Annotated in this window: 24 protein-coding genes; 11 read left to right on the forward strand and 13 right to left on the reverse strand. The window is 72.5% G+C overall.

Annotated elements, in window-relative coordinates:
• The first annotated feature begins 56 nt into the window (after positions 1 to 56).
• On the forward strand, positions 57 to 2,060 hold the full coding sequence (locus tag ACZ61C_RS36540; protein WP_465312473.1) for an ABC transporter ATP-binding protein: 2,004 nt from the start codon (positions 57 to 59) through the stop codon (positions 2,058 to 2,060).
• Positions 2,061 to 2,117: 57 nt separating this feature from the next.
• Entirely contained in the window at positions 2,118 to 3,179 is a 1,062-nt protein-coding gene (locus ACZ61C_RS36545; protein ID WP_465312474.1) for a DNA polymerase ligase N-terminal domain-containing protein, read from the forward strand.
• Here ACZ61C_RS36545 and ACZ61C_RS36550 read toward each other — a convergent pair.
• The 4 genes from ACZ61C_RS36550 to ACZ61C_RS36565 all read right to left on the reverse strand — a co-directional run bounded on the left by ACZ61C_RS36550 (position 3,169) and on the right by ACZ61C_RS36565 (position 7,995).
• Entirely contained in the window at positions 3,169 to 3,531 is a 363-nt protein-coding gene (locus ACZ61C_RS36550) for an SPW repeat protein (RefSeq protein ID WP_465312475.1), read from the reverse strand. The genes ACZ61C_RS36545 and ACZ61C_RS36550 overlap by 11 nt on opposite strands.
• Positions 3,532 to 3,627: 96 nt before the next feature.
• A complete protein-coding gene (locus ACZ61C_RS36555; RefSeq protein WP_465312476.1) occupies positions 3,628 to 4,137 on the reverse strand; it encodes a hypothetical protein in 510 nt (169 codons plus the stop codon).
• 102 nt (positions 4,138 to 4,239) lie between these two features.
• Positions 4,240 to 7,188, reverse strand: a complete 2,949-nt coding sequence (locus ACZ61C_RS36560; protein WP_465312477.1) for an AfsR/SARP family transcriptional regulator — start codon at positions 7,186 to 7,188, stop codon at positions 4,240 to 4,242.
• A gap of 102 nt (positions 7,189 to 7,290) precedes the next feature.
• On the reverse strand, positions 7,291 to 7,995 hold the full coding sequence (locus tag ACZ61C_RS36565) for a DJ-1/PfpI family protein (RefSeq protein WP_465312478.1): 705 nt from the start codon (positions 7,993 to 7,995) through the stop codon (positions 7,291 to 7,293).
• 97 nt (positions 7,996 to 8,092) lie between these two features.
• Between ACZ61C_RS36565 and ACZ61C_RS36570 the strand changes: the two genes are divergently transcribed.
• The 3 genes from ACZ61C_RS36570 to ACZ61C_RS36580 all read left to right on the forward strand — a co-directional run bounded on the left by ACZ61C_RS36570 (position 8,093) and on the right by ACZ61C_RS36580 (position 11,118).
• Positions 8,093 to 9,070, forward strand: coding sequence for a GlxA family transcriptional regulator (locus ACZ61C_RS36570; protein WP_465312479.1), 978 nt, complete (start codon positions 8,093 to 8,095; stop codon positions 9,068 to 9,070).
• Positions 9,071 to 9,176: 106 nt separating this feature from the next.
• On the forward strand, positions 9,177 to 10,799 hold the full coding sequence (locus ACZ61C_RS36575; RefSeq protein WP_465312480.1) for a YibE/F family protein: 1,623 nt from the start codon (positions 9,177 to 9,179) through the stop codon (positions 10,797 to 10,799).
• Between the two features lie 73 nt (positions 10,800 to 10,872).
• Positions 10,873 to 11,118 (forward strand): hypothetical protein, encoded by a 246-nt coding sequence (locus tag ACZ61C_RS36580; RefSeq protein ID WP_465312481.1) that lies wholly within the window; start codon positions 10,873 to 10,875, stop codon positions 11,116 to 11,118.
• Here the strand turns inward: ACZ61C_RS36580 and ACZ61C_RS36585 are convergent.
• Complete coding sequence (locus ACZ61C_RS36585) at positions 11,090 to 11,731, reverse strand: hypothetical protein (protein ID WP_465312612.1); 642 nt, start codon at positions 11,729 to 11,731, stop codon at positions 11,090 to 11,092. The genes ACZ61C_RS36580 and ACZ61C_RS36585 overlap by 29 nt on opposite strands.
• Positions 11,732 to 11,733: 2 nt before the next feature.
• Positions 11,734 to 12,300: an MBL fold metallo-hydrolase gene (locus ACZ61C_RS36590; protein WP_465312482.1), complete on the reverse strand. Its 567-nt coding sequence runs from the start codon at positions 12,298 to 12,300 to the stop codon at positions 11,734 to 11,736.
• Positions 12,301 to 12,447: 147 nt separating this feature from the next.
• Here ACZ61C_RS36590 and ACZ61C_RS36595 point away from each other — a divergent pair, with 147 nt between their 5' ends.
• The 4 genes from ACZ61C_RS36595 (at position 12,448) to ACZ61C_RS36610 (ending at position 15,674) form a co-directional block, all read left to right on the forward strand.
• Positions 12,448 to 13,320: a peptidylprolyl isomerase gene (locus tag ACZ61C_RS36595; RefSeq protein WP_465312483.1), complete on the forward strand. Its 873-nt coding sequence runs from the start codon at positions 12,448 to 12,450 to the stop codon at positions 13,318 to 13,320.
• Entirely contained in the window at positions 13,320 to 14,099 is a 780-nt protein-coding gene (locus tag ACZ61C_RS36600) for an aminotransferase class IV (RefSeq protein ID WP_465312484.1), read from the forward strand. Before ACZ61C_RS36595 ends, ACZ61C_RS36600 begins: the two co-directional genes overlap by 1 nt.
• Before the next feature lie 100 nt (positions 14,100 to 14,199).
• Positions 14,200 to 15,015: a LysM peptidoglycan-binding domain-containing protein gene (locus ACZ61C_RS36605; protein ID WP_465312485.1), complete on the forward strand. Its 816-nt coding sequence runs from the start codon at positions 14,200 to 14,202 to the stop codon at positions 15,013 to 15,015.
• A 95-nt stretch (positions 15,016 to 15,110) separates the two neighbouring features.
• Positions 15,111 to 15,674 (forward strand): hypothetical protein, encoded by a 564-nt coding sequence (locus tag ACZ61C_RS36610; protein ID WP_465312486.1) that lies wholly within the window; start codon positions 15,111 to 15,113, stop codon positions 15,672 to 15,674.
• A gap of 78 nt (positions 15,675 to 15,752) precedes the next feature.
• Here the strand turns inward: ACZ61C_RS36610 and ACZ61C_RS36615 are convergent, their stop codons facing one another.
• On the reverse strand, positions 15,753 to 16,532 hold the full coding sequence (locus ACZ61C_RS36615; protein WP_465312487.1) for an enoyl-CoA hydratase/isomerase family protein: 780 nt from the start codon (positions 16,530 to 16,532) through the stop codon (positions 15,753 to 15,755).
• Between the two features lie 73 nt (positions 16,533 to 16,605).
• Between ACZ61C_RS36615 and ACZ61C_RS36620 the strand changes: the two genes are divergently transcribed.
• On the forward strand, positions 16,606 to 17,439 hold the full coding sequence (locus tag ACZ61C_RS36620; protein WP_465312488.1) for an alpha/beta fold hydrolase: 834 nt from the start codon (positions 16,606 to 16,608) through the stop codon (positions 17,437 to 17,439).
• Here the strand turns inward: ACZ61C_RS36620 and ACZ61C_RS36625 are convergent.
• From ACZ61C_RS36625 to ACZ61C_RS36635, 3 genes are all read right to left on the reverse strand, one after another.
• Positions 17,432 to 17,773 carry a hypothetical protein gene (locus ACZ61C_RS36625; protein WP_465312489.1) on the reverse strand — a complete coding sequence of 114 codons (342 nt, stop codon included), beginning with the start codon at positions 17,771 to 17,773 and terminating at the stop codon, positions 17,432 to 17,434. The genes ACZ61C_RS36620 and ACZ61C_RS36625 overlap by 8 nt on opposite strands.
• Positions 17,773 to 19,440 carry a hypothetical protein gene (locus ACZ61C_RS36630; RefSeq protein WP_465312490.1) on the reverse strand — a complete coding sequence of 556 codons (1,668 nt, stop codon included), beginning with the start codon at positions 19,438 to 19,440 and terminating at the stop codon, positions 17,773 to 17,775. The genes ACZ61C_RS36625 and ACZ61C_RS36630 overlap by 1 nt, the downstream gene beginning before the upstream one ends.
• A gap of 193 nt (positions 19,441 to 19,633) precedes the next feature.
• Entirely contained in the window at positions 19,634 to 20,062 is a 429-nt protein-coding gene (locus tag ACZ61C_RS36635) for a MarR family winged helix-turn-helix transcriptional regulator (protein ID WP_465312491.1), read from the reverse strand.
• Positions 20,063 to 20,113: 51 nt separating this feature from the next.
• Here ACZ61C_RS36635 and ACZ61C_RS36640 point away from each other — a divergent pair, with 51 nt between their 5' ends.
• A complete protein-coding gene (locus tag ACZ61C_RS36640) occupies positions 20,114 to 21,382 on the forward strand; it encodes an amidohydrolase family protein (protein WP_465312492.1) in 1,269 nt (422 codons plus the stop codon).
• Here ACZ61C_RS36640 and ACZ61C_RS36645 read toward each other — a convergent pair.
• From ACZ61C_RS36645 to secF, 3 genes are all read right to left on the reverse strand, one after another.
• Positions 21,379 to 23,733, reverse strand: coding sequence for a RelA/SpoT family protein (locus ACZ61C_RS36645; protein WP_465312493.1), 2,355 nt, complete (start codon positions 23,731 to 23,733; stop codon positions 21,379 to 21,381). The genes ACZ61C_RS36640 and ACZ61C_RS36645 overlap by 4 nt on opposite strands.
• 233 nt (positions 23,734 to 23,966) lie before the next feature.
• Positions 23,967 to 24,485 carry an adenine phosphoribosyltransferase gene (locus ACZ61C_RS36650; RefSeq protein WP_465312494.1) on the reverse strand — a complete coding sequence of 173 codons (519 nt, stop codon included), beginning with the start codon at positions 24,483 to 24,485 and terminating at the stop codon, positions 23,967 to 23,969.
• Between the two features lies 1 nt (position 24,486).
• A complete protein-coding gene (gene secF / locus ACZ61C_RS36655) occupies positions 24,487 to 25,713 on the reverse strand; it encodes a protein translocase subunit SecF (RefSeq protein ID WP_465312495.1) in 1,227 nt (408 codons plus the stop codon).
• Position 25,714 lies beyond the last annotated feature (1 nt).

The following is a 25,714-nucleotide window of genomic DNA, read 5'->3' on the forward strand; positions in this document are numbered from 1 at the left end:
CCATTCAACACAGCAGCGTCGCTCGCGACGCCGCTGAGCGCCAGCGAGGAGGCGGCGTGAGCACCACGGATGAAACCGCCGTCACCGACGCCGGGGAACGCCCCACCGCGGAACGGCAGAAGAACACCGGCGCCGCGACCTCGGGGCCGGGGCGCTGGATGGCCGGCGGCGCGCCGCCGGAAAAGGCGCTCGACTTCAAGGGCTCGCTCAAGCGCCTGCTGAAGATGCTGGCGCCGCAACGGCTCCAGCTCATCGGTGTGCTGGTGCTCGGCGCGGCGAGCGTCGCGCTGACGGTGATCGGGCCGAAGATCCTCGGCCAGGCCACCGACGCGATCCTCGCCGGCGTGCTCGGCAAGCAGGTGCCGCCGGGGGTCACGAAGGAGCAGATCGTCGCGGGGCTGCGGGCCCGGGGCGACAGCACGCTCGCCGACATCTACGGCCGGGTCGACCTCGTGCCCGGCGTCGGCATCGACTTCGACAAGGTCGGCCAGATCCTGCTGACCGTGCTCGCCCTGTTCGTCATCGCGTCGTTCTTCGGGCTGATCCAGGCCCGGCTCACCACGACGCTGGTGCAGAACGCGGTGTACCGGCTGCGTCAGGACGTCGAGGACAAGTTCGCGCGGCTGCCGCTGAAGTACTTCGACCGCCAGCCGCGCGGCGAGGTGCTTTCCCGGGTCACCAACGACATCGACAACCTGGCGATGTCGCTGCAGCAGACGCTGTCGCAGATCGTCTCGTCGCTGCTGACGGTGATCGGCGTGCTGATCATGATGTTCCTGATCTCGCCGCTGCTGGCGCTGATCGCGTTGCTCACGGTGCCGCTGTCGGCGGTCGTGGCGGCGAAGATCGGCAAGCGGGCGCAGCCGAACTTCATCAAGCAGTGGTCGACCACCGGCAAGCTCAACGCGCACGTCGAGGAGATGTACACCGGCCACTCGCTGGTCAAGGTGTTCGGCCGCCGCGAGGAGGCCGCCGCGCTCTTCGACAAGCAGAACGAAACGCTCTACGAGGCGAGCTTCCGGGCGCAGTTCATCTCCGGGATGATCCAGCCGGCGATGATGTTCATCGGCAACCTGAGCTACGTGCTGGTGGCCGTGATCGGCGCGCTGCGCGTCGCTTCGGGCAGCTTGACGCTCGGCGAGGTCCAGGCGTTCATCCAGTACTCGCGCCAGTTCAGCCAGCCGGTGACGCAGATCGCCAGCATGGCGAACCTGCTGCAGTCCGGGGTCGCCTCGGCCGAGCGGGTGTTCGCGCTGCTCGACGCCGAGGAGCAGGCACCGGAGCCGGAGCACCCGGAGCGGCCGGCGGTGGTCAGCGGGCGCGTCGAGTTCCAGGACGTCTCGTTCCGGTACCTGGCGGACAAGCCGCTGATCGAAGACCTGTCGCTGACCGTGGAACCCGGTCAGACGGTCGCGATCGTCGGCCCGACCGGGGCCGGGAAGACGACGCTGGTCAACCTGCTCATGCGGTTCTACGAGCTCGACCGCGGGCGGATCACGCTCGACGGCGTCGACATCGCGAAGATGAACCGCGAGGAGCTGCGCGACCAGACCGGCATGGTGCTGCAGGACGCGTGGCTGTTCGGCGGCACGATCGCGGAGAACATCGCCTACGGCGCGGACGACCCGAGCCGGGACGAGATCATCGAAGCGGCGAAGGCCACCCACGTCGACCGCTTTGTGCGGACGCTGCCGGACGGCTACGAGACCGTGCTCGACGACGAGGGCGGCACGGTCAGCGCGGGTGAGAAGCAGCTGATCACGGTGGCGCGGGCGTTCCTCGCCAAGCCGGTCATCCTCATCCTCGACGAGGCGACCAGCTCGGTCGACACCCGCACCGAGGTGCTCATCCAGCGGGCGATGAACTCGTTGCGCAGCGGGCGGACCAGCTTCGTCATCGCGCACCGGCTGTCGACGATCCGCGACGCCGACGTCATCCTGGTGATGGAGCACGGGCAGATCGTCGAGCAGGGCGACCACGAAACGCTGCTGCACAGCGGCGGCGCCTACGCCCGGCTGTACGCGGCTCAGTTCGCCGAAGCGATGGCCGAGACGGACTGACCTCGTCGCCCCGGTACCCTGGACGCTTCTCCGAGCGGAAGGGGTGCCGGGCCGGCGATGGCGGACAAACTCACCGAGTACCGCGGCAAGCGTGGCAAGGACCGCACCCCCGAACCCTGGCCGGAGGGCCCGCCCGTCCCCGGGGACGACGACCTCTTCGTCATCCAGGAGCACCACGCCACCCGGCTGCACTGGGACTTCCGGCTGGAGCGCGACGGCGTGCTCGTGTCGTGGGCGGTGCCGAAGGGCCTGCCGCTGACCCCGGGCGTGAACCGGCTCGCCGTGCACACCGAAGACCATCCGATGGAGTACCTCACGTTCTCCGGCGAGATCCCCGCCGGCGAGTACGGCGGCGGCACGATGACCATCTGGGACACCGGGACGTACGAAACGCTGCACTGGAACGACCACAAGGTCGAGGTCGTCTTCCACGGCGAGCGCACGCGCGGCAAGTACGTCTTCGCCAACCGCCACGAGGAGGACAACCGGGACTGGACGCTGCGGCGCCTCGACCCGGCCGAGCCGGGGCACGAGGACGCGCCGGAGTTCCTCGAGCCGATGACCGCGGCCCCGGGCGACCTGCCCGCCGACGACGACGCCTGGGCGTACGAGTTCGCGTGGGGCGGCCTGCGCACGATGATGCAGGTCTCCGGCGGCCGCGTCACCCTCCACGACGACACCGGCGCCGACGTCACGAGCCGCTACCCCGACCTGCACAAGCTCGGCGAGGAGTTCGGCTCGACGGAAGTGCTGCTGGACGGCGAAGTCGTGGTGGTCAAGGACGGCAAGCCCCACCCCGACGGCCTCGAACAACGCCGTCGCGCCGACGGCGCCGCCGCGAAACGGCTCAAGACCAGCTGCCCGGTCTTCTACTTCGCCTCCGACGTCCTGCACTTCGACGGCAAGCGGACGCTCGAGCTGCCCTACACCGAGCGCCGCGAGCTGCTGGACGGCCTGGTCGTGACCGACCGCCACTGGCAGGTGCCGCGCTACTTCGCGGGCGGCGGCGAAGCCGTCTCCGGCGCGAGCCGCCAGCACGGCCTGCCCGGCATCGTCGCCAAGCGCGCGGACGCGCCGTACCGGCCGGGCGAAGACGGCTGGCTGCTGGTCAAGAACTAGCGAGCGCCACACCCGCGACGGCGACCACCGCGCCGGCCACGATGTTGCCGGTCAGGGCGGCCGTCGACGGCGGGGTCTCCCCCACCTGCCGCAGCAGCCACGGCGAGAGCGCCGCCCACACGCCGAGGACCGGGACGACCCAGCCGATCAGCGACAACCGCCGCGTGGCGGTCCGGGTGATGGCGAGCGCGACGAGGACCAGGCCCACCAAGGTGTTGCTCAGCGCGAGCACGCCCGCACCGCCGAAGCCGGTGACCCACGGGGCGAGCACGAGGTAGAGACCGGCCAGGAGCACGAACCCCGCCGCGGCGCCGAGCACAGCGGTGCGGGCCCGGGTGGTGTGTGAAGTCATCCCCTCACCTCCACCCGCAGAGGTACCCGTTCGTCGCCGTGCGTAACCGGGGCCTGCCCGCAGCCCTCGAGACGGGCAGGTCCCGGCCGGGAAAACTCAGCAGCCGCAGGTGTAGTACGTGATGTCCCAATGGTTTCCTTCGTCGCAGTAGAGGTTGCCGGACCCGGCCTTCCACTGCGGGTAGCCGTCGCCGCGGAGGCCGATGTAGGCGAAGGAGTTCTTGATGTAGCTGTCGATGCAGCTGTTGTGCGCGATGTCCACCTTGTAGCCGTTGTAGTGGCTGTAGGTGCCCGACGCGTGCCCGACCTCGGTGCCGCCGGTGATGTTGACCGCGCAGCCGCTCGCCCGCTTCAGCGTGATCACGCCGGTGACCGTGGTCTGGTTGATCTGCTCGTAGGACGTGCAGGTCGAGTTCGACCGCGTGGTGCAGCCCCCGCTGGAGGAGTGCGTGACCCCGGCGGCGGACAGCTGCGACGCGGCCTGCGCCTGCGAGAGCTTGGTGACCTCGACACTCGCGGACGCGGTCCCGATGGTGGCGAACACCACCGTCGCGGCCGAAGCGGTCAGCCCCACGGCCACCCGCGCCAGCATCCGTTGTCCCGGCATGGCTTGCCTCCTGATGTCTGCGACGATCGACGAGCGGCAGCCAAATCCGCGGTCCCATAACTTCGCCAAACACCGCGGCCGGGAGCAGGGGTGCGGGCCGGGTCAGGTCCTGATCTTCGTCAAGACTTCACGGGTTCGCTCCCGCGCCGGGGATTCACCGGTGACGGCGGTGAGCTCCCCCAGCGCCCGCAGCTCCCACAGCGGGAACCCGAGCCCGCGGAACAGCTCGGCCGAGGTCCGCAGGTTCCGCGCGGCCTCGGCCCCGGCGCCGTCGTCGGCCTGGGCCCGGCCGAGGCTGAGCAGGGCGTACCCCGCTCCCCGGCGGTCCCGCAGCTCCCGGAACACGCCCATCGCGACCCGCACGTGCCACCGGGCGCCGGCCGGGTCGCCCGCGCGGCGGCGGGCCTCGGCGAGGCTGCGGTGGGTGTAGGCGGCCGCGTGCCGGTGCCCGATCTGCTCGAACAGCGCCAGCGACCGCGTCAGGCAGCGCTCCCCGTCCGCCACCTCCCCGGCCTCGGTGTGCAAGTCGCCGAGGCTGCGCAGGACGTGCGCCTCCCAGTGCCGCTCCTGCGTGCGGACGGCGCCGCCGAGCGCGCCGGTGAGCAGGTCGGCCGCCTGGTCGCAGCCACCGTGCCGGCGCAGGACGTCGGCGTAGCGCTTGGCGGCCTGGTCGAGCCGGCGGCCGTCGTCGCATTCCCGGGCGAGCAGCATGCTCACCTCGAAGCTCTCGACCGCGCGGCGCACGTCACCGACGTCCTCGGCCAGCGAACCCAGCTGAGCCGCCGCGGCCGCCTGCCCGCGCCGGTCGCCGCAGTCCCGCAGCAGGCCGAGGGCCTCCCGCAGCTCGGTCTCGGCGGCACGCGGGTCGCCGCCGTCGAGGTGGACGTCGGCGAGCGCGGCCAGCACCACGCCGGTGCCGCGCGGGTCGTCGAGCTGCCGGAAGCGCGTCTCGGCCATGACGAAGTAGTTCCGCGCCTGGCGGCCGCGGCCGTGCTGCCAGTGCACCGAGCCGAGGTGGTACAGCTTTTCGGCCTCCGCCCGCGGGTCCTGCCGGCGCCGGGCCGCGACGAGGCCGAGCACCGACACGGCGCGAGCGTCGTGGCCGAGCCACGGGGTGCCGGCCAGAGCGGTGCAGGCGTCGGCGAGCCGCTCGGTGAGCTCGTGCCGGCCGTGGGCGCCGGCCAGCCGCACGGCGGCGGCGATGAGAGCGGTCTCTTCCGCGGCCCAGCCCACTGGGTCGGCCGCGATCCGGCGCAGCACTCCCGGATCCGGCCGTGCCGCCGGCTTCCGCGCCCGCCGTCCCCGCGCGTGCTCGGCGAGTGCCAGCGTGACCTCGCACGCGCGCAGCAACGCCGTCCGGTCGCCCTCCGGCGCCGGTCCTTCCGTCACGACCAGCCGGACGAACGGCGGCACCGCCCACCGCGCCCCCACCGGGTCCAACAGGTGCGCCTCGGCCAGCGCGTCGAGCCGGTCGCGGGCCTCGGCCGGCCGGCGGTCCAGGAGCGCCGCGGCCCACCAGTCCGGGATCGTGCCGTCGAAAACCGCGAGCAGCCGCAGCAGGACGACGTCGTGCGCGGGGCGTTCCCGCACCGCCGACGTCACCGCGGCGCGGACGCCGAGATCACCGGTGGTCAGCTCGTCGAGCCGGCGGCGTTCGTCGGCGAGCCGCGCGGCGAGCTCGCCGACGCTCTGGTTCGGCCGCGCGGCCAGCTTCACCCCGGCGATCCGGACGGCGAGCGCGAGCCCGGCGCAGTGGCCGAGAAGCCGTTGTGCCGCTTCGGGTTCCGCGCGCAGCCGGGACTCCCCCGCGATCGCCGCCAGCAGCGCCCAGGCGTCCTTTGTGGACAGATCCGGCACCGCAACCGCGTGGGCGCCGCAGAGGCCGGGCAGCTCCCGGCGCGCCGTGACGAGGGTGGCGCAGCCGGGTCCGGCCGGCAGCAACGCCCGCACCTGAGCCTCGGAACCGGCGTCCTCCAGCAGCACCAGCAGCCGCCGGTCGGCGGTGTAGCTGCGCCAGAGCCCCGTCAGGCCTTCGCGGTCGGCCAGTTCCGCGGGGGTGGCGCCGAGCAGGCGCAGGAACCCGGTCAGCACCGCCGCCGGATCGGCCGACGCGCTCAGCGACGCGGTCAGCTGCCCGTCGGGGAAGCGGCGGCGGGCCCGCCAGGCGGCCTGGACGGCCAGCGCGGACTTCCCGGCTCCGGCAGCGCCGTGCAGCACGACCGGCGCCGGGCCGCGCAGAGCCCGTCCGAGGTCGGCCAGCTCGGCCGCACGGCCGGTGAAGTCGGGCACCGCGGGCGGCAGCTGGGCGGGCGGGCCCGGCGTGGTCCACTCGGTGCCGGCGATCCGGCGGTACACCGCGACGAGGTCGGCCCCCGGCCACACGCCGGCCTCTTCCCACAGCGCCCGGCGCGTCCGGCGAAGGACCTCGAGCGCCGAGTCGCGGCGGCCGACGGTGCCGAGGGCGGACGCCAGCCGCGCGGCGAAGCGTTCGTCCGCGGGCCGTGCGGCGACGACCGGGTCGAGCCGCTCGACCACGGCCCGGCCGTCGCCGTCGGCGAGCTCCAGCTCGACCAGCTGCAGCAGCGCGGCCGAGCGCCGGTCCTCCAGCCACAGCTTGTGCGCCTCCAGCAGCGGGCCGCCGGCGACGTCGGCGAACGCGTCCCCGCGCCAGCACGCCAGAGCCCGTTCGAGCGCGCGGCGGCGCTGCGCCCGGTCGTCGGCGCCCGAGGCCAGCAGCGTCAGGAAGTCGTCCGCGTCCAGCTCACCGGGCTCGACCGTCAGCGCGTAGCCCCGCGGCCCGGACCGCAGGCGCTGCCCGGCCTCGGCCGCGCCGAGACCGGGCGAGAGCGTCTTGCGCAGCTTCGACACGGTGACCTGCACGATCGCCGCGGCGCTCGACGGCGCGCCGTCCGGCCACAGCTCGTCGACCAGCGTGTCGCGGCCGACGAACTGACCGGCGCGCGCGAGCAGGACGGCGAGCAGCCGCCGCGGCTGGGCCGCCGACGGCAGTTCGGCGGTGGCCGTCATCGGACCGAGGACCTGGAACCGCACGGCTACACCCCACCCGCGAGATCACCTGATCGAGCGAGCTGAATCTAACCGCCGGGTGCGCGGTCCGTCCCCCGATCACCCGGATGGCCGACGCCGTTGGGCTCACGCGTGGGCGATCAGCTTCGCCAGCAGCTCCGGGTGGTCGGCCAGGCCCGCGCGCAGCGTGTGCTCGCGCAGGGGCTTGAGATCGCCGTACGGCCGGTTGGCCCAGTCCAGGGCGCCCTGCGGCGGCTCCGGGTCGTACTCGATGACGAACTGGACGGTGGTCGCGACCTCCCGGCCGGCCAGCCGTTCCACCAGGTGCAGCGCCAGGTCGATGCCCGCGGAGACGCCCGCCGCGGTGATCACGCGGCCGTCTTCGACCCAGCGCCGCGCGACCGGCGTCGCACCCAGCCCGGCGAGGACCTCGCGGAACATCCAGTGCGTGGTCGCCTCCTTCCCGTCGAGGAGCCCGGCCGCGCCGAGGACCAGCGAGCCGGTGCAGACCGACGTCACCAGCTCGGCGCCCGCGGCCGCGGTGCGCAGCCAGGCGAGGAGAGCCTCGTCGGCCATCGCGCGCAGGGTCGGCACGGTGCCGCCGGGCACCAGGACCGCGAACGGCGACGGAACCTCGTCGAACGTGTGGCTCGGGGCGATCCGCAGCGGTGTGTCGGTGTCGACGGCGTCCTTCGTGGCCCCCACCACGACGGTCCGGTAAGCGGGGTCGATCTGGGCCAGCGCGCTGAGCACCTGCAGCGGGCCCACCAGGTCGAGCGGCGTCAGCCCCGGGTACACGACGAAGGCGATGGTCTTCTGCTCATCGGTCATGCCCCGACCTTGGCGGCTCGCGCGACCTGGTGGCACGCGGATGTCCGAAAACCTGCGAACCGCGTCCGAGCGCCGGTCCGGCTGCTAGCGTGCGATCATGGCAGGTTCACCCAGACGGGTCACGATCGTCGGCTTCCCCGACGTCGAGCTGCTGGACATCGCCTGCCCGGCGGACGTGCTCGACGCCGCCAACCGCCACGGCGCGCGCCCGCCGTACGAGATCCGGCTCGCCAACCTCGACGGCCAGGGCATCCGCAGCGGCTCCGGGCTGGTCCTGCAACCGCACCTGCGGCTCGACCAGGTGGCGGGCGACCTGGACACGCTGGTCGTCGCGGGCGGCTGGGGCAGCACGTCGGCGGCGGCCGACGAGCGCGTGCTCGCCCACGTCCGGCGGCTCGCGCGGACCAGCCGGCGGGTGGCGTCGGTTTGCACCGGCGCCGAGGTGCTGGCCGCGGCGGGCCTGCTCAACGGCCGCCGCGCGACGACCCACTGGCGCTGGGCGGCGAAGCTGGCGGAGGACTACCCGGCGGTGACGGTGGACCCGGTGCCGCTGTACGTCCGGCACGGCAACGTCTACACGGCGGCCGGCGTGACCAGCGGCCTCGACCTGACGCTGGCGCTGGTGGAGGCCGACCACGGGCCGACGCTGGCGCGCGAGGTGGCCCGTTCGCTCGTGACCTACCTGCAGCGGCCGGGGAACCAGGCCCAGGTCAGCCTGTTCCTGGCCGGCCCGCCGCCGGAGCACCGCGAGGTCCGCGACCTCACGGCGTACATCGCCGAGCACCTCGACCACGACCTCGGCACGCCGGCGCTCGCCACCCGCGCGGGGATCAGCGCCCGCCAGCTGACCCGCCTGTTCGACGCCCACCTGGGCACGACACCCGGCCGGTACGTCCGCACGATCCGCACCGAGCACGCGGCCCGCCTGCTGTCCGGCACCGACCTGCCGCTGGCGACGATCGCCCGCCGCTGCGGCTTCGGCTCGACCGAAACCCTCCGGCAGGCTTTCCTCGACCACTTCGACACCCCGCCGTCGGCCTACCGCCGCGTCCACGTCCGGCAGGCCTACGGCTGACCCCCGTGTCGTCCACTCGGGTACGGACGACACGGCGCATCCGGACGAACCGGGCCGTCGGCGGCCCCTTGCGTGAGGCGCGCGGTCCCGCTGTCAGGATGTGCGGGTGGACCGCCCCGACCTCGACGACGACGAAACCGGCCCGATTCGCCGGGTCACCGACGAGGTGTCCCCTTCCGCGGCCCGCGGGACGTCCGGAACGCCGGGTACGCCCCGGAAACCGGCCCGCCGGACACCGCCGGAAGGCACCCGCCGCGCGGCCGGCACCCCGCGTCGGGCCGACACCGGGCCGCAGCGGGTTCCCACCGGCGCAAAGCGAGCCGAGAACGGCGCCCGGCGGCTTCCCGAAGACGGCCACGGCGACACCGGCCCCCAGCGCGCCGCACGGCGTGGAGACACCGGGCCGCAGCGAGCCGCCGGAGCCCGGCCTCGCACCGCGAAGCAGGCCGAGCCCACCGCTCGGAAACCCGCGCCCGCCACGGAAACCGGGCACGGGCACGGCCACGGTCACGGACACGGCCCCGCCGCCCCGGCGTCCCGCCGCGTCCGGCTGCTGCTGATCTGGCTGCTCGCCCCGCTCGCCCTCGCCACGGTCGTCGGCATGATCGTGCTCTACCCCTGGGGCAAGGCCGACCCGACGAGCGTCGTCCCGCAGGGCACGCCGGTCGCCGCGAACATCACCGCCACCACCACCGGTCCCTGCCTCGCCCAGGGCCAGGTCCAGGTCGGCGACCAGACGGACCCGAACGCCAAACCCTGCCTGACCGTCGACCTCACGATGACCGACGGCCCGGCGAACGGGAAGCAGCTGAAGCTGACCGTCCCGATCGAGCCCAGCACCCCGCGCTTCACCGCCGGGGACGCCGTGGTGCTCGCCTACAACGGCGGGAACGCGGCCGACCCGGCGAGCTTCCAGCTGGTCGACTTCCAGCGCGGCACCCCGCTGCTGGTGCTGGCCGCGCTCTTCGCGGTCGCCGTGCTGGTGCTCGGCCGCTGGCAGGGCCTGGCCGCGCTGGCCGCGCTGGGCCTGTCCTTCGTCGTGATCGCCCTCTTCATCCTCCCGGCCATCCTCGCCGGGGAAAACCCGCTGGTCGTGGCCATCGCCGGCGCGGGCGCGATCATGTTCATCGCCCTTTACCTGACGCACGGGCTGTCGGCGAGAACGTCCGCGGCCGTGCTCGGCACGCTCGTCAGCCTCGCGCTCATCGGGGTGCTGTCGGCGAGCTTCTCGGCCGCCGCGTCGCTGACCGGGCTCGACGACAGCACGTCGACGCTGATCGGCTCGCTCGGCCACGGCATCGACGCGCGCGGCCTGCTCCTCGCCGGCGTCGTCATCGGCGCGCTGGGCGTGCTCGACGACGTCACCGTCACCCAGACCAGCGCCGTCTGGGAGCTCCGGCGCGCCAACCCGGACCTGAGCTGGCAGGAGCTGTACCGGTCGGGGCTGCGGATCGGCCGCGACCACGTCGGCTCGGCGGTCAACACGCTCGTCATGGCCTACGCCGGGGCCGCGCTGCCGGTGCTGCTGTACTCGTCGATCTCCGGGGTCGGGCTGGGCGCGCTGCTCGGCAGCGAAGAGATCGCGCAGGAGATCATCCGGACGCTCGCGGGCAGCGTCGGCATCGTGGCGGCCGTCCCGGTGACGACCGTCCTGTCCGCGCTGATCGCCTCACGAGAGCCGGCGACGTACCTCAGCAGCACCACGAAGGCCGTTCCGTCCCACCCGTAACACGAGCGCACCCCGACCGCGCCGGACCAGCGAGAACCCGGTAGGAAGGCGGCAGCCGACCCGGGGAGACGCCATGTTCGTGCTGATCGGCCCGCGCCGGCTCGTGCGCGGGACGCTGCGGCTGGTCACCGCCACCGTCCAGGCCGTCGAGTCCCTGCCGCGGATCGCGGCCGCCCTCGAAGACATCCGCGCCACCGTGCAGCACGTCGAACGCCTCGCCGGCTACATCGCCCAGGAGCTCCCCGAGCTCGCCTACCAGCTCGAACAGCTCCGCAAGGAGAACGACGAGCTCAGTCGAGAGTCGCCACGAACCGGCTGACGGCCTCCATCGTGAAGCGCTGCACGTACTTGCCGGACGGCGCCACCGACGCCAGCCGGTAGAGCGGCCGGTCGGCCACGCCGGTGCCGCGCGCCTCCGCCTTGAGCTCGGCGACCAGCAGCTCCCCGAACACGAGGCCGTTCGCCTCGGTGTTGTTCATCAGCGCGTTCGCCAGCTTCCGCAGCTGCAGGATGCCCAGCTCACGCCCGCCGGTCCCGGAGAACACCGCGAGGTCCACCTTCGCCACCTTGCCCCGCTGCCCGGCGTTGACGAGCAGGCTGACCGTGCGCGAGCCCCGGACGTCGCCGACGACGAGGTCGAGGCGGGTCGCGGCGACCAGGTCGACCCGGCGCAGCCCCCAGGTGCGCACGAGCAGCGTCGAGCCCTCCAGCCAGACGCGGCGCCGGATGCTGACCGCCATCACGTACAGCAGCGGCAGGGCGATCACCAGCGCGACGACCAGCCCGGTCACCGTGCCGCCGATCAGGCCCGCGATCCCGCCGAACGCGGCGGCGACGATCACCGCGCCGATCAGCCCCGAGATCCCCCGGCGACGGCGGCCGCGCGGGTCCTCCTCGAACAGCGCCAGCCGCTCGGACGTCTCTTCGGCCATGCTCACGCCCCCGTCCCGGCCAGGAACGGGTTGCCCGCGCGCTCCCGGCCGATCGTCGTCGCCGGGCCGTGGCCCGGCAGCACCACCGTGTCGTCCGGGAAGCTCGCCAGCAGGTCCCGCACCGCCTCCGGGTCGGCGCCGCGGCCGACCGACCCCGCGAACAGCGTGTCGCCGGTCAGCGCGAGCCGGCCGCCTTCGGCCGTCGCCAGGCTCAGCACGACCGAGCCGGGCGTGTGCCCGGGGACGTGCCGGACGTCGACGTCGAGCCCGGCGAAGCCGCCCGTCTCGAGCGGGACGCTCTCGCCGTCGTAGAGCTCGGCGTCGAGGGGGTGCAGGTGCAGCGGGACGCCGTGGTCGGCCGACAGCGCGGCGGCCGAGGCCACGTGGTCGGGGTGCCCGTGGGTGGCCACGAGCGCCGCCGGGACCAGCCGGTGCTCGGCGAGCGCGGCGGCCAGCGGAGCCGCGACGTCCGGCCCGGGATCCACGACCACACAAGGCCCGCCGGCGGCCTCCGCCAGCAGGTAGCAGTTGGCCTGCAGCGGGCCGCTGCCGAACCCGACGACGAGCACCGAACGCCTCCCGGACTTCCGCGCCGGATGGCGCCGATCACGATCGGGTTGAGACTAGCGGGCCCTGTACATGGTCCTCACAGGCTGTGCCCATACACTGCCGCTACCTCAGACGTGTGACACGAGCGGAAACCTGGAGGGTACGGGGTGGCGACCAACCAGCAGCGCCGCGAAGCTGCGAAGCGCAAACTCGAGCGGCAGCTCGAGCGCCGATTGGAGCAGCAGAAGCGACGCAGGAGGATCGGCGCTGGTGTGGTCGGTGTGGCCGTCCTCGTCGTCGCGGGTGTCGTGGTGTGGATCGTGAGCGCGAACGGCGGCGAGAACACCGACACCGCCGCGTCGTCCTCGGCCGCCCCGCCGCCGACCGAAGTCCAGATCCCGACGCAGCGCACCGCGCTGCCGAAGCGGTCCGCGGCGCTGCCGAACCCGACGACGTGCGACTTCAAGGCCGACACGACGGGCAAGGCGCCGAAGAAGGTGAACCTGCCCGACGGCAAGAACGTCGCGTCGACCGGCACGGTGAACGTGACGCTGAAGAGCACGGCGGGCGACATCCCGCTGACGCTCGACCGGGCGCTCGCGCCGTGCGCGGTGCAGAGCTTCGTCAGCCTCGCGAAGCAGAACTTCTACAACGACACCATGTGCCACCGGCTCGGCACCGAAGGCCTGCAGATGCTGCAGTGCGGTGACCCGTCGGCCACCGGCGACCCGACCCAGGACGGGCAGGGCGGCCCCGGCTACACGATGCCGGACGAGGCCTTCCCGGAGATCAAGTACGGCCGCGGCATCCTCGCGATGGCGAAGACGCAGGCCCCGAACTCCGGCGGCAGCCAGTTCTTCATGGTCTACGGCAGCGCCGAAGGCCTCCCGGCGGACTACTCGGTGTTCGGCAGCATCAGCGACGAGGGCCTCAAGGTGCTCGACGCGGTGGCCAAGGCCGGCATCGCGAACCCGAACCCGCAGGACGGGACCGGGGCGCCGACCAAGCAGGTGAAGTTCACGGGCGTCACCGTCCAGTAGTGGCGGTCCGCTCCGAGCTGAACGGGGTCCCGCTCGGCCCGGACGCTGCCGTCGCGGCGATGACCTCCTACGGTCACTTCACCGCGATGCAGGTCCGGGACGGGCGGGTCCGCGGGCTCGCCCACCACCTCGACCGGCTGACCACGAGCACGCGCCTGCTGTTCGGCGCGGAGCTCGACGTCGAGCGGGTGCGCTCCTACGTCCGCCAGGCGATCGCGGACGAGCCGGCGCTTTCGGTCCGGGTCCTGGTGCTCACGCGGTCGTTCGACGAGCCGATGACCCCGGAGGTCCTGGTCCGCACCCTGCCGCCGCACCCGGTCGAGCCGGCGCCGCTGCGCCTGCGGACCGTGCGGTACCAGCGGGATCTGCCGCGGGTGAAGCACCTCGGCACGTTCGGCCTGATCCACCACTCGCGGCAGGCCCAGCTCGCCGGGTACGACGACGCGCTGTTCGTCGACCCCGAAGGCCGGATCAGCGAGGCTTCGGTGTGGAACGCGGTGTTCCTGGCCGGCGACACGGTCGTCTGGCCGGACGCCGAAGTCCTGCCCGGCATCACGATGCTCGTGCAGCAGGAAGCCCTGCGCCGCCTCGGCGTCCCGCAGGAGACCCGTGAGGTCCGGCCCGCCGACCTGCCCGGGTTCGACGCGATGGTCCTGACGAACTCCGAGACCCCGGGCCGCGCGGTCGCTTCGGTGGACGGCTTCGTGCTGCCGCCCGCGGACCGCGCCGTGAAGCTGCTCGCGGAGGCCTACGAAACGGTGGCCTGGGACCGGATCTGACCCGTCCCGCCCGCCGTGACCTGAACCGCGCCCGCGCCCGCCCCGTGTTAGAGGGGTTACACCGGGACCCGCCGGGGTCACCGGGGAGAGGGTGCCGACGATGGTCGAAAACCGGGTTCCCGGGGTGCGCCGCGCGTTCGGGCGGGCCGCGCAGGCCGGCTGTGCCGGGGTGCTCGTCGCCGTGTTCGCCGGCGGCCCCGCCCTCGCGCAGACCACGCCGGCCGCGCCACCGCCGTCGGTCAAGTACTACGTCGTCCCGCACGCCGACAACCCCGACGACATCACGCTGTTCAAGATCGCCGAACGCGCGCTCGGCGACGGGCGGCGGTTCCCCGAGATCTTCCGGCTCAACCAGGGCCGTCCGCGGCCCGACGGCACGCCGTTCACCGACGCCACGGCGATCGAACCCGGCCAGGTGCTCCAGCTGCCCGAGGACGCCAAGGACCCCGCCGTGCAGTTCGGTCCCCTGCCGCCGATGCCGCCCGTCGCCGCCCCGGTGGCGCCGCCGTCCGCGGAAACGTCCGACGGCCTCGGGATCGGGCTGGCGTCGGCCGTCAGCGGCACCGGCGGCCTGCTGACCGGCCTGATCGCCGGGCTCTGGTGGCGGCGCCGCCCGCGGCTCGTCCCACCGCCGCCGTTCGAGCCGGTCGAGCACCACGAAGACGACGACGGGTCCGGCTCGGTCAGCGGCACGCTCCCCATGCCGGTCGTGGTCCCCCAGCCGCGCCCGGACTTCGTGCTGCGCGAGGAGCCGATCACCGCCGAGCACGCGATCATCGTGCTCGACACGGCCGAGACCCAGGTGGTCGCCGCGGTCCGGCCGGGCTCGCAGTTCCGGTTCCGGCTCGACCGGGAGCCGGGTTTCGCGGACGCCTCGACCGTGCTGGTCGTCGACAACGAGAGCGACAGATCGTGACCGCGCGGCGTGCGTGCGGCGTCACCCTGCGCTGAACGGATCAACCGGGGCCGGAACACTGGCCATCGGGCGGCCGGTTTCGCGATAGTCGTCTGATGACCTCGGATCCGTACGGCACTCTGCGGAAGACGCTGTGGATCGGCGGCGCCCCGTGGACCGGGAAGTCCACCGTGGCCCGGCTGCTGGCCGAGCGGCACGGGCTGACGATCTACCACCACGACCAGCGGACCCGGCCCGCGGACGCACCGCCGTCCGACGTCCCGGCCGGCGACCAGCTGACCGCGATGGTGACCGAGTTCCGGCGCCGCTTCGGCTGGGCGCTCGACGAGCTGGGCGCGCTGACGTCGCCGCGGCCGATCGTCGCCGAGGGCCGGGGGCTGCGGCCGGAGCTGGTCGCGCCGCTCGTGGACTCGCCGCGCCGGATGGTGGTGCTCGTGCCGACCGAGCTGTTCCGCCAGCACCAGCTGCGGCACCGGCCGGAGGAGCCCGAGATCCCGGCCCAGCGGACCCGGCTGACCCGCGACCGGATGCTCGCCGCCCAGGTCGTCCGGTCGGCGCGGGAGCTCGGCATCCGCGTCCTCGAGATCGACGGCCGGCTCGACCCCGCCGGCGTGACCGACGTCGTCGCCGAGCACTTCCGCGAGTACCTGGATGTCTGAGGACGGTGAGGGACACCGCTTCCGCGGCTCTCGACGCCGCCGACCGAGTCCGATGTGGACGGACGGTCGCGGCGACGGTCAGCGGTAGGTGAACCGCGGCGGGCGCCGCGCGAGGAAGGCCGCGACGCCCTCCGCGTAGTCCTCGCCGTGCAGGGCCTCGGACCGGATCTCCTCGACCTCGGCGTCCGGTGTCTCCTGGCCGGCGACGATCTTCTCGATGATCCGGTTCATCCCGCGGATCGACGCCTGCGAACGCGAGCACAACGTCGAGACGAACTCCGATGTCGAGGATTCCAGCGAGGCAGCCCGGAAGACGTCGTTGAGCAGGCCGATCTCGCGCGCCCGGGCGGCGGTGATCAGCTCGCCGGAGAGCAGGAAGTACTTGGCGTGCGCCGGCCCGACCAGCGAGACCAGCTGGCGCGTCGAGTCGAAGTGGTAGACGATGCCGAGCTTCGCCGGGGTGATGCCGAAGCGCGCGTCCTCGGCGGCGAACCGGAAGTCGCAGGCGACCGAGACCTGGCAGCCGCCGCCGATGCAGTTGCCCTGGATCATCGCGACCGACGGCTTCCGCATCGCGGTCAACGCGGCGACCGCGCCCTCGACCGCCTTGTCGTAGCGCGCCGCGCCGTCCGCCGTGGTGCGCAGCTCGCCGAACTCGCTGATGTCCGCGCCGGCCGAGAAGTGCTTGCCGGCGCCCGCGATCACCAGCACCTTGAGTGCCGGGTCGGCCTCCACCTCGGCCGCGACGTCCGGGATCGCCGACCACATGCCGTAGGTGATCGCGTTCATCTTCTCGGGCCGGTTCAGCGTGAGCCGGGCGACTTCGCCGTCGCGCGTCAGGTCGAATCCGTCGGTCATGTCCGGCACCTTAGCTTCTCGCCCTGAGCGAAAACCGTACTGTGTGACCCGGTCGTGTGGCTAGCTTGGGACCATGGCGACGATCGATGTGAACGGGACGGCGTTCGGCTACGACGAAGCGGGTGAGGGGCCCGCGGTCGTCCTGCTGCACGCCGCGATCGGCGACCGCCGGATGTGGGAGGCCCAGTTCACCGCGCTCGCCGCCACCCACCGGGTGATCCGCTACGACCGCCGCGGCTTCGGCGAGACGGCCGGGGTCGGCGAACACGCCCACTACGAAGACCTGCTGGCGCTGCTCGATGCCCGGGGGATCGAGCAGGCGACGCTGGTCGGGGCGTCGATGGGCGGGGCGTGCTCGCTGGACGCCGCGCTCGCCGCACCGGAGCGGATCACCCGGCTCGTGCTGCTCGGCTCCGGCCTCACCGGGCACACCTGGCCGGACCACATGCAGGCCGACATCACCCGGCTGACGGCCGAGGCCGTCCCGGCCGACCGCCTGGCCCGGTACGCCGCGCGCGAGGGTGACGTCGACCCGGCGGACGTGCGGGCCATGGCGGAGGCGAACATCCGCTACCTGGTGGCCGGCCCGGGGCGGGACGTGTCCGTGCTGCCCGCCGAGATGCTCGCCCTGGTAAGGGAAATGTGCGAGCAGGTGTACCGGCACGACTGGACCACTCCACAGTGGACGGAGCGGATCCCGGACACCCGCCACCGGCTGGCCGAGATCACGACGCCCGCCACGGTCGTGATCGGGACGGCGGACGCGCGCGGGCTGGTGGAGCTGTCGGAGCACCTGGCGGAGTCACTGCCGAACGCCGAGCTCGTCGAGCTGCCCGACACCGGTCACCTGCCGTCGATGGAACGCCCGGACGAGGTCACCACCCTGCTGCGCAAGGTGCTCAGCTGAAGATCTTCTGCACCTGGTCGGAGATCTTCGCGACCAGCTCGGAGAACTGCGCCAGCCCGCCCAGCAGGCCCTTGACCTTGTCCCAGCGGCTGCGCACCACGGCCGGCTCGGCGGTGTCGCCCGCGCGCAGGTCGGCCGAGAGGTCGGTCAGCGTGTCCTCCAGCACCTCCTGCTTCGCGAGGTCCTTGCCGCGCACCTCGGCGCTCAGCCGCTCGACCAGCTCCAGCAGGGACGAGACGGTGGCCTCGGCGGCGCCGCCCTCGATGCCGGTCTGGGTGATCCGGCCCGAGTTGTCCCCGCCGATGCTCACCTTGTTCGTGATCCGGTGTCCCATCAGGCCTCCGTCCTGGCCAGGCGGCCGGGCGCCCGGGGCGGGCGCGGGCCGCGCTGCCCGGTCTGGGTGATCGGGGCGCGGTTGTCGCCGCCGATGGTGATGTCGTTGGTGATCACGACCGCCGCCTGCTCGTCGAACTTCGCCGTCGAGAACCCGGCGTCGCCCAGCAGCTTGCCGATGGCCGGCAGGAGCCGGCTTTCGATGATCTTCTCGTACCGTTCGATGTCGACGAGCTGGAAGTAGTCGGTGAACAGGTTCACCGACGCGAGCTCGCGCAGGGTGCTCGACGCGCCGTAGCGGTCCGGGTCGAGGACACCGGGTTCGCGCTTCGGCTGCCGGATCCACGACGCGAGGTTCGCGATCCGGCCCGGCAGGCCGGCCGGCATCTCCAGCCAGGCCAGCAGTCCCTGGCCGAGCGGGCGCAGCGAGTCCGGCCGCATCTTGTCGACCACGCGGTAGTCCGCGCGGATCGGCGGCAGCATGAACGGCGTCCACTCGACGTACAGCGTCGTGTCGTCCACGGCGGCGTGCAGGAACGTCGTGAGCACCAGGTCCCGGTCCCAGGTCTCGACCTGGAAGCACAGGTAGTAGCGCGCCCATTCCCGGGGCTCCAGCCGGATCCGGTCGACACCGGCTTCGGTCAGCCGGGTGTGCGGCGGGTGCCCGACGTCCGGCAGGCAGGCCGCGGCGTCCGGTTCCCCGAGGTGGTCGATGAGCTCGGCGGCCGGGGTGAACACCGCCTCGGTCACCGTCAGCGCGCCCAGCCGCCGGTCCGGCGACAGCGAAGCCGATTCGCGCAGGTGCGCGATCGCCTCGCGGATCCCGCCGTACAACGTTTCGGTGGTGAGCTCCGGCCGCGTTTCCGGGTCGGTTTCGTCGTCTTCCAGCCGTTCCAGCGGAATCGCCATCGACCACGCGGCGCGGCGGAACCCGGCGCCCACGAACGGGTTGTACCCGCGGTAGACCACCAGCGGCGCGCCGGGGGTCCCGGCGAACTCGTCCCCGCGCTGGTACCGCTCGAGCTGCCCGCGGAAGTCCTCGGTGAACAGACCGGTGAGGGTGCCGCCCGCCGACGGCGCGGCGTTGCGCTTGAAGCGCGTCGTCAGCAGGTTCCACAGGGACCAGCGCTCGATCGTGACGACCACCAGCACCACCAGGGCCAGCACGACGCCGATGACGGTCCGGGCGGTGTCGCTGCCCGCCGAGGCGTCGTAGTAGTCGTCGTAGGGGTAGTCCGAGACGTACCGGCCGCCGCCGAAGATCTCGTCCGAGTAGACGAACACCAGGATCCCGGCGACCACGACGACCCCGAGCAGGGCCACCGTTTTCGGGTTCACCGACCGCTGCGACGCGAACGCCGTCTTCCCCGGCTGCGCGACCACGAGCACCACCGACAGCACGATCCAGCCGTAGAGCAGCGGGTTGTCCCACGACAGCCCGATGACGACGGCCATGAGCGCCACCAGAAGGCCGTCGTAGTTCTTCCGGCGGGCGCGCGCCCGCACCGCTTCGGTGAGCACGCGGCCGGCGTCGAGCCCCGGCGACGGCGGCACCGGCCGGGTGGGCTCGACGAGGAACTCGGTGATCGCCCGTTTGCTGTAACCGGGGTCGAGGTAGGACGCCGCGCAGAGGTAGCGCGTGGTGTCGTCGGCCGAGCCAGGGGACATGCTCGCTCCCTCGCGTTTTCCGGAACGGGGACCTGCAATTTGCAGAAAGTAGCATGCGCAACCGGGACAGGTGACGGCATTTCGGGCAATGCCGCCGGGACGCCTACGACAGCAGCTTCGCGGTCAGCTGGTCGCGACGTCCGAAGTGGACCGAACGGCCCGGGTGCCGGACATTTCCCCTGGTCGTCCTGGTCTATCCGGGCTCGACCACCTGCTCGCTCCATGCCCGGATCGCCTCGGCCTGCTCAGGCGTGAGCCCGTCGAGGACGAGCCTCCGGACATTGGCGCCGTGGGCCCGGGTGGCCGCCTCCGCCGTCCGACGCCCCTCGGCGGTCAGCTCGACGCCTGTCCGGCGGCCGGTGGCGCCGGCCTCGGTCCTGGTCACCAGGCCCCGGCTCTCCATCCGCGTCAGCAGGTGCGCGACCCGGCTCTTCTCCCAGTCGAGCGCGTCGGCCAGTTCCCCGACGCGCATCGGCCCGACCAGAGTCCGCAGCACGCTGAACTCGGCCTTCGAGATGCCGCAGTCGCGCTGCAGCCCGCGGTCGAGCTCCTCGACGAGCAGCCGGTGCGCGCGCATCCAGGTGTTCCAGAACGCCCAGTCCTCGGTGCTCATCTCCGCCATGGCGACAGCCTACGCTAGAGTTGATGCATCAACTCTTGGGGAAGGACACGGATGAAGACACTCGTTCAGGGCGCCGTGGTGGTCAGCGTGGATCCCGCTGTGGGGACGCTCCCCCGCGGTGACGTGCTCATCGAGGACGGCCGGATCGCCGCGGTCGGCTCGGGCCTCGACGCGGCCGAGGCCGAGGTCGTCGAGGCCGCAGGCAAGATCGTGCTGCCCGGTTTTGTGGACACGCACCGGCACACCTGGCAGACGGCGTTCCGCGGCCTCGGCGCCGACTGGACGTTCGACCAGTACCGCGTCGCGATGCACGGCACGCTCAAGCCCCACTACCGGCCCGAAGACGTCCACCTGGGCAACCTCCTCGGGCGCCTCGATGCGCTGTCGAGCGGCGTCACGACCATGCTCGACTGGTTCCACTGCGCCGACCGCCCGGAGAACGCCGACGCCGCGATCGCGGCCCTGCGCGAGGCGCCCGGCCACTCGATCTTCTGCTACGGCGCCGCGGGGCCGGACATCGAGCCGGAGATCCGGCGAGTGCGGGAAGTGCTGCCCGGCGAAGACATGGCGCTCGGCCTGCGCGGCCCGGTCATGTCCACAATGGACGAAACAGCCGTGGACGTCGCGCTGGCCCGGGAGCTCGGGCTCCCGGTGAGCATGCACGTCCACGGCACCGGCGGCTGGGGGCACGGCGACCGGCCGATCGCCGCGATGGCCGAGCGCGGGCTGCTCGACGACCGCACGACCGTCGTGCACGGCAACGGCCTCTCCGACGACCAGCTGGTGATGCTCGCCGACGCGGGCGGCTCGGTGTCGATCAGCCCGGACGTCGAGCTGAAAATGGGCTTCGAGCCGCTGATCACCGGCCGGGCACTGGCCGCCGGGCTCCGCCCGTCACTCTCGATCGACGACTGCCCGTCCGCCGGTGGCGACATGTTCGGCGCCCTGCGCACCGCGATGGCCGCCGAGCGGGGCCGCGTCACGAGCCGGGACCTTCTCGCGTTCGCCACGATCGACGGGGCGCGGGCTCTCGGCCGCGCGGCCCGGACCGGCAGCATCACCGTCGGCAAGGACGCCGACCTCGTCCTGCTCGACGCCGAGGACCTCTCGGTCTTCCCGGTGGGCGACGCGTGCGGCACGATCGTCGCCGCGGGCCACCCGGGCCTCGTGGACAGCGTCTTCGTCGCCGGGAAGGCGGTCAAGCGCGACGGGAAGCTGCTCGGCGTCGACCTGCCGGCCTTGCGCGACCGGCTGCTGGAATCGCGCGACCGGATCGCCGCGGCCGCCGGGATCGCGGTCGACGGATCGTGGTCGCCCTAGGAAGCCGAGGTCACGCGGTAGACGTCGTAGACGCCTTCCACGCCGCGGACCACCTTGAGGACGTGGCCGAGGTGCTTCGGGTCGCCCATCTCGAACGAGAAGCGGCTGACCGCGACCCGGTCGCGGGACGTGGTCACCGACGCCGAGAGGATGTTGACCTTCTCGTCGGCCAGCACCTTCGTCACGTCCGAGAGGAGGCGGTGCCGGTCGAGCGCCTCGACCTGGATGGCCACCAGGAACACCGAAGACGCCGACGGCGCCCACTCGACCTCGACCAGCCGCTCGGGCTGGGACTGCAGGTCGCCGGCGTTGGTGCAGTCGGTGCGGTGCACCGAAACACCGCCGCCGCGGGTGACGAACCCGAGGATCTCGTCGCCCGGCACCGGGGTGCAGCAGCGGGCGAGCTTGGCCCAGACGTCGCTCGCGCCCTTGACGACCACGCCGACGTCGTTGGAGCCGCGGCGGCGGGTGACCGTGGACGGCGTCGCGCGCTCGGCGAGCTCCTCCTCCGCCGCGTCGACCCCGCCGATGAGGGCGACCAGCCGCTGCACGACGTGCTTCGCGCTGGTGTGGCCTTCCCCGACCGCCGCGTACAGCGACGAGATGTCGGCGTGGCGCAGCTCGGTGGCGACCGCGCCCATCGACTCCGCGGAGACCAGCCGCTGGATCGGCAGGCCGACCTTGCGGATCTCCTTCGTGATGGCTTCCTTGCCGCCTTCGATCGCCTCGTCGCGGCGTTCTTTGGCGAACCACTGCCGGATCTTCGCGCGCGCTTTCGGCGAGCCGGCGAACTGCAGCCAGTCCCGCGACGGCCCGGCGTTCTCCGCCTTCGACGTGAAGATCTCGACGGACTCGCCGTTCTCCAGCTTCCGCTCGAGTGCGACCAAGCGGCCGTTGACCCGGGCGCCGATGCAGCGGTGCCCGACCTCGGTGTGCACGGCGTAGGCGAAGTCGACCGGCGTGGAGTCCACCGGCAGCGTGATCACGTCGCCCTTGGGCGTGAAGACGAAGATCTCGCGCGAGGCCAGCTCGTAGCGCAGCGACTCGAGGAAGTCGCCCGGGTCCGCCGCTTCCCGCTGCCAGTCGAGGAGCTGGCGCATCCACGCCATCTCGTCGACGTCCATCGCGTTGCCGTTGTGCGTGCCCTTGGTTTCCTTGTACCGCCAGTGCGCGGCGATGCCGTACTCGGCGGTGCGGTGCATCTCGTAGGTGCGGATCTGCACCTCGAGCGGCTTGCCGTCCGGGCCGATCACCGTGGTGTGCAACGACTGGTAGACGCCGAACCGCGGCTGCGCGATGTAGTCCTTGAACCGGCCGGGCACCGGCTGCCACAGCGCGTGGACGACACCCATCGCGGCGTAGCAGTCGCGGACGTCCTCGACGAGGATCCGGACGCCGACGAGGTCGTGGATGTCGTCCAGGTCGCGGCCGCGGACGATCATCTTCTGGTGGATCGAGTAGTAGTGCTTCGGCCGGCCCTCGACCTTCGCGGTGATCCGCGACGAGACGAGGTTGCTGGTCAGGTCGGTGATGACCGAACGCAGGTAGATGTCGCGCGACGGCGCGCGGTCGGCGACCAGGCGCACGATCTCGTCGTACTTCTTCGGCTGCAGGATCGCGAACGCGAGGTCTTCCAGCTCCCACTTCACCGTGGCCATGCCGAGCCGGTGCGCGAGCGGGGCGAGGACTTCGAGCGTCTCGCGGGCCTTGCGGGCCTGCTTCTCCGGCGGCAGGAAACGCATGGTGCGCATGTTGTGCAGCCGGTCGGCGAGCTTGATGACCAGGACGCGGGGGTCCTTGGCCATCGCGATGACCATCTTGCGGATGGTCTCGGCCTCGGCGGACGTGCCGAGCTTGACCTTGTCCAGCTTGGTGACGCCGTCGACCAGCTCGGCGACCTTCTCGCCGAAGTCGGCCTTCAGGCTTTCGACGGCGTAGCCGGTGTCCTCGACGGTGTCGTGCAGCAGCGCCGCGACGAGTGTCGTGGTGTCCATGCCCAGCTCGGCGAGGATGGTCGCGACGGCGAGCGGGTGGGTGATGTAGGGGTCGCCGGACTTGCGCCGCTGGTTCCGGTGCAGCTCCTCGGCGACGTCGTAGGCGCGCTGCAGGAGGCCCAGGTCGGCGTTCGGGTGCAGCTCGCGGTGGATGACGGCAAGGGGCTCGAGGACCTGCTTGACCGGGGCGGCGCGCTGAGCGGTGATGCGCCGGGCGAGGCGGGCGCGCACCCGCCGGGTGGCGGACGGGTTCGGGGCCGCGCCGTTCGGCTTCGGCGGCGCGGGCTGTGCCGCCGCCTGCCCGTTCTGCGGGGCGCCCTCCTGCGCGGGCACCGCGGCGTCGAGCTCCTGGCTCACCCGCACCTCCTGCTGCTCGTGCGGCCTTCGAACCACCAGGGTAGCCGCTGCGCCTCGTGGCCCTGTCGGGTACGCCCGTTCAGGGGGAGGCCACCGCTCCGACCAGCAGGTTCGCCGTGACGAAACCCGTAACTCGCGTGATCGGACCCGTCACTCGCGTGATCAGGGCCGGAACTCGCGAGTTACGGACCCAATCACGCGAGATCCGGCCTCAATCACGCGAGATACGGGTTTCAGCAGACCTGCAGGGCGTGGATCTTCCGGTTCGCCAGCACGTCACGGCCGCCCAGCGCCGCCAGCTCCAGCACCACCGACACGCTGTCGACCACGGCTCCCGCGTCCTCCAGGAGCTTGCCCGTCGCCGCCACCGTGCCGCCCGTGGCCAGCACGTCGTCCAGGATCGCGATCCGCTGGCCCGGCCGGACCACGCCGACCGGGAGCTCGACCGTGGCCGTGCCGTACTCCAGCGCGTAGTCCACCCGGCCCGCCACCTGCGGGAGCTTGCCGGGCTTGCGGATCAGCACCACGCCGAGGCCGCGGGCGTACCCCACGGCCGCGGCGAGGAGGAACCCGCGGGCCTCCACGCCGGCGAGCGCCTCGACCTGCGGGTCGAGGGTGCCCGCCAGCGCGTCGGCCACGGCCTTGAACGCGCCCGCGTCCGCGAAGAGCGGGCTCAGGTCGCGGAACAGCACGCCGGGCTCGGGGAAGTCCGGCACCTCGGCGATCAGGCCGAGGGCGTCGTCCAGGTCCACGTCAGCGCTTGCGCTTGTTCGCGGGCTTGCCGGACGGGCGCTGCTTCTGGATCCGGGCGGGGACGCTGGCCGCGGCCGCGTACGCCTTCTCCTTGCGCAGCTCCTTCGCCAGGGCGTCGTCGTCCGAGGCGTCGAAGTCGTCGCCCGCGGCCTTGCGCTCCGCGTTGGCCCGGCGGGCGTGGACGCGCTCGGCCTGCTGCCGGTACTTCGGGTCGCGCATCTTGAAGTCGACCAGCAGCGGCGTCGCGAGCGCGACCGACGACAGCACGCCGACGACCGTACCCGTGAGCTGCACGAGCGCCAGGTCCTGCAGCGTGCCGGAGCCGAGCAGGATGTACCCGACGATCAGCAGGCCGAGGATCGGCAGCAGCGCGATGAACGCCGTGTTGAACGACCGCATCAGGGTCTGGTTCAGCGCCAGGTTCGCGGCTTCGCCGAACGTGCGGCGGGTCAGCCCGAGCAGGCCGCGCGTGTTCTCGCGGACCTTGTCGAACACCACCACCGTGTCGTACAGCGAGAACCCGAGGATCGTCAGCAGACCGATCACCGTCGCCGGCGTGACCTCGAACCCGACCAGCGAGTACACGCCGGCCGTCACGAAGATGTCGTGCAGCAGCGAGACGAGCGCCGCCGAGGCCATCCGCAGGTCGAAGTAGATCGCCAGGAAGATGACGACCGCGACGAGGAACACCGCGAGGGCGATCAGCGCCTTTTGCGAGATCTCGCCACCCCAGGACGCGCTGACCGCGCTGTCACTGATCGCCTGGACGCTCGGCTGGCCGTTGGAGCCCTTCGGGCCCAGGTCCTGGAACAGCGTCTGCTTGACCTTGGCGACATCGGCCGCGTCCAGCGTGTCGGTGCGGATCTGGATGGTCGACGCGGCGCCCGTGCCGACCTTCTGGGTCTCCGCGGCCGGCTTGCCCAGCGCCTTCTGGAACGACTCCTTGGCCTGGTCCTCGGTGATGACGCCGTGGATGCCGTTGGCCGGCATCTGGATCTGCGTGCCGCCCTCGAACTCGATGCCGATGTTGAAGCCGCGGAAGATCATCGACAGCAGGCAGACCAGCACCAGCGTCCCGAAGAACAGGTACCAGCGCTTGCGCTTGCCGACGACGTCGAACGCGCCCGTGCCCACGTAGAGCCGGTGGAAGAAGCTTTCCCGCCTGCCCGGCTTCGCCGCGACCTTCTTGTCGCCGTCGGCGTCCGTGCCCAGTTCCTCGACGCCCACG

It is taken from the genome of Amycolatopsis sp. NPDC104587, from assembly GCF_055583645.1.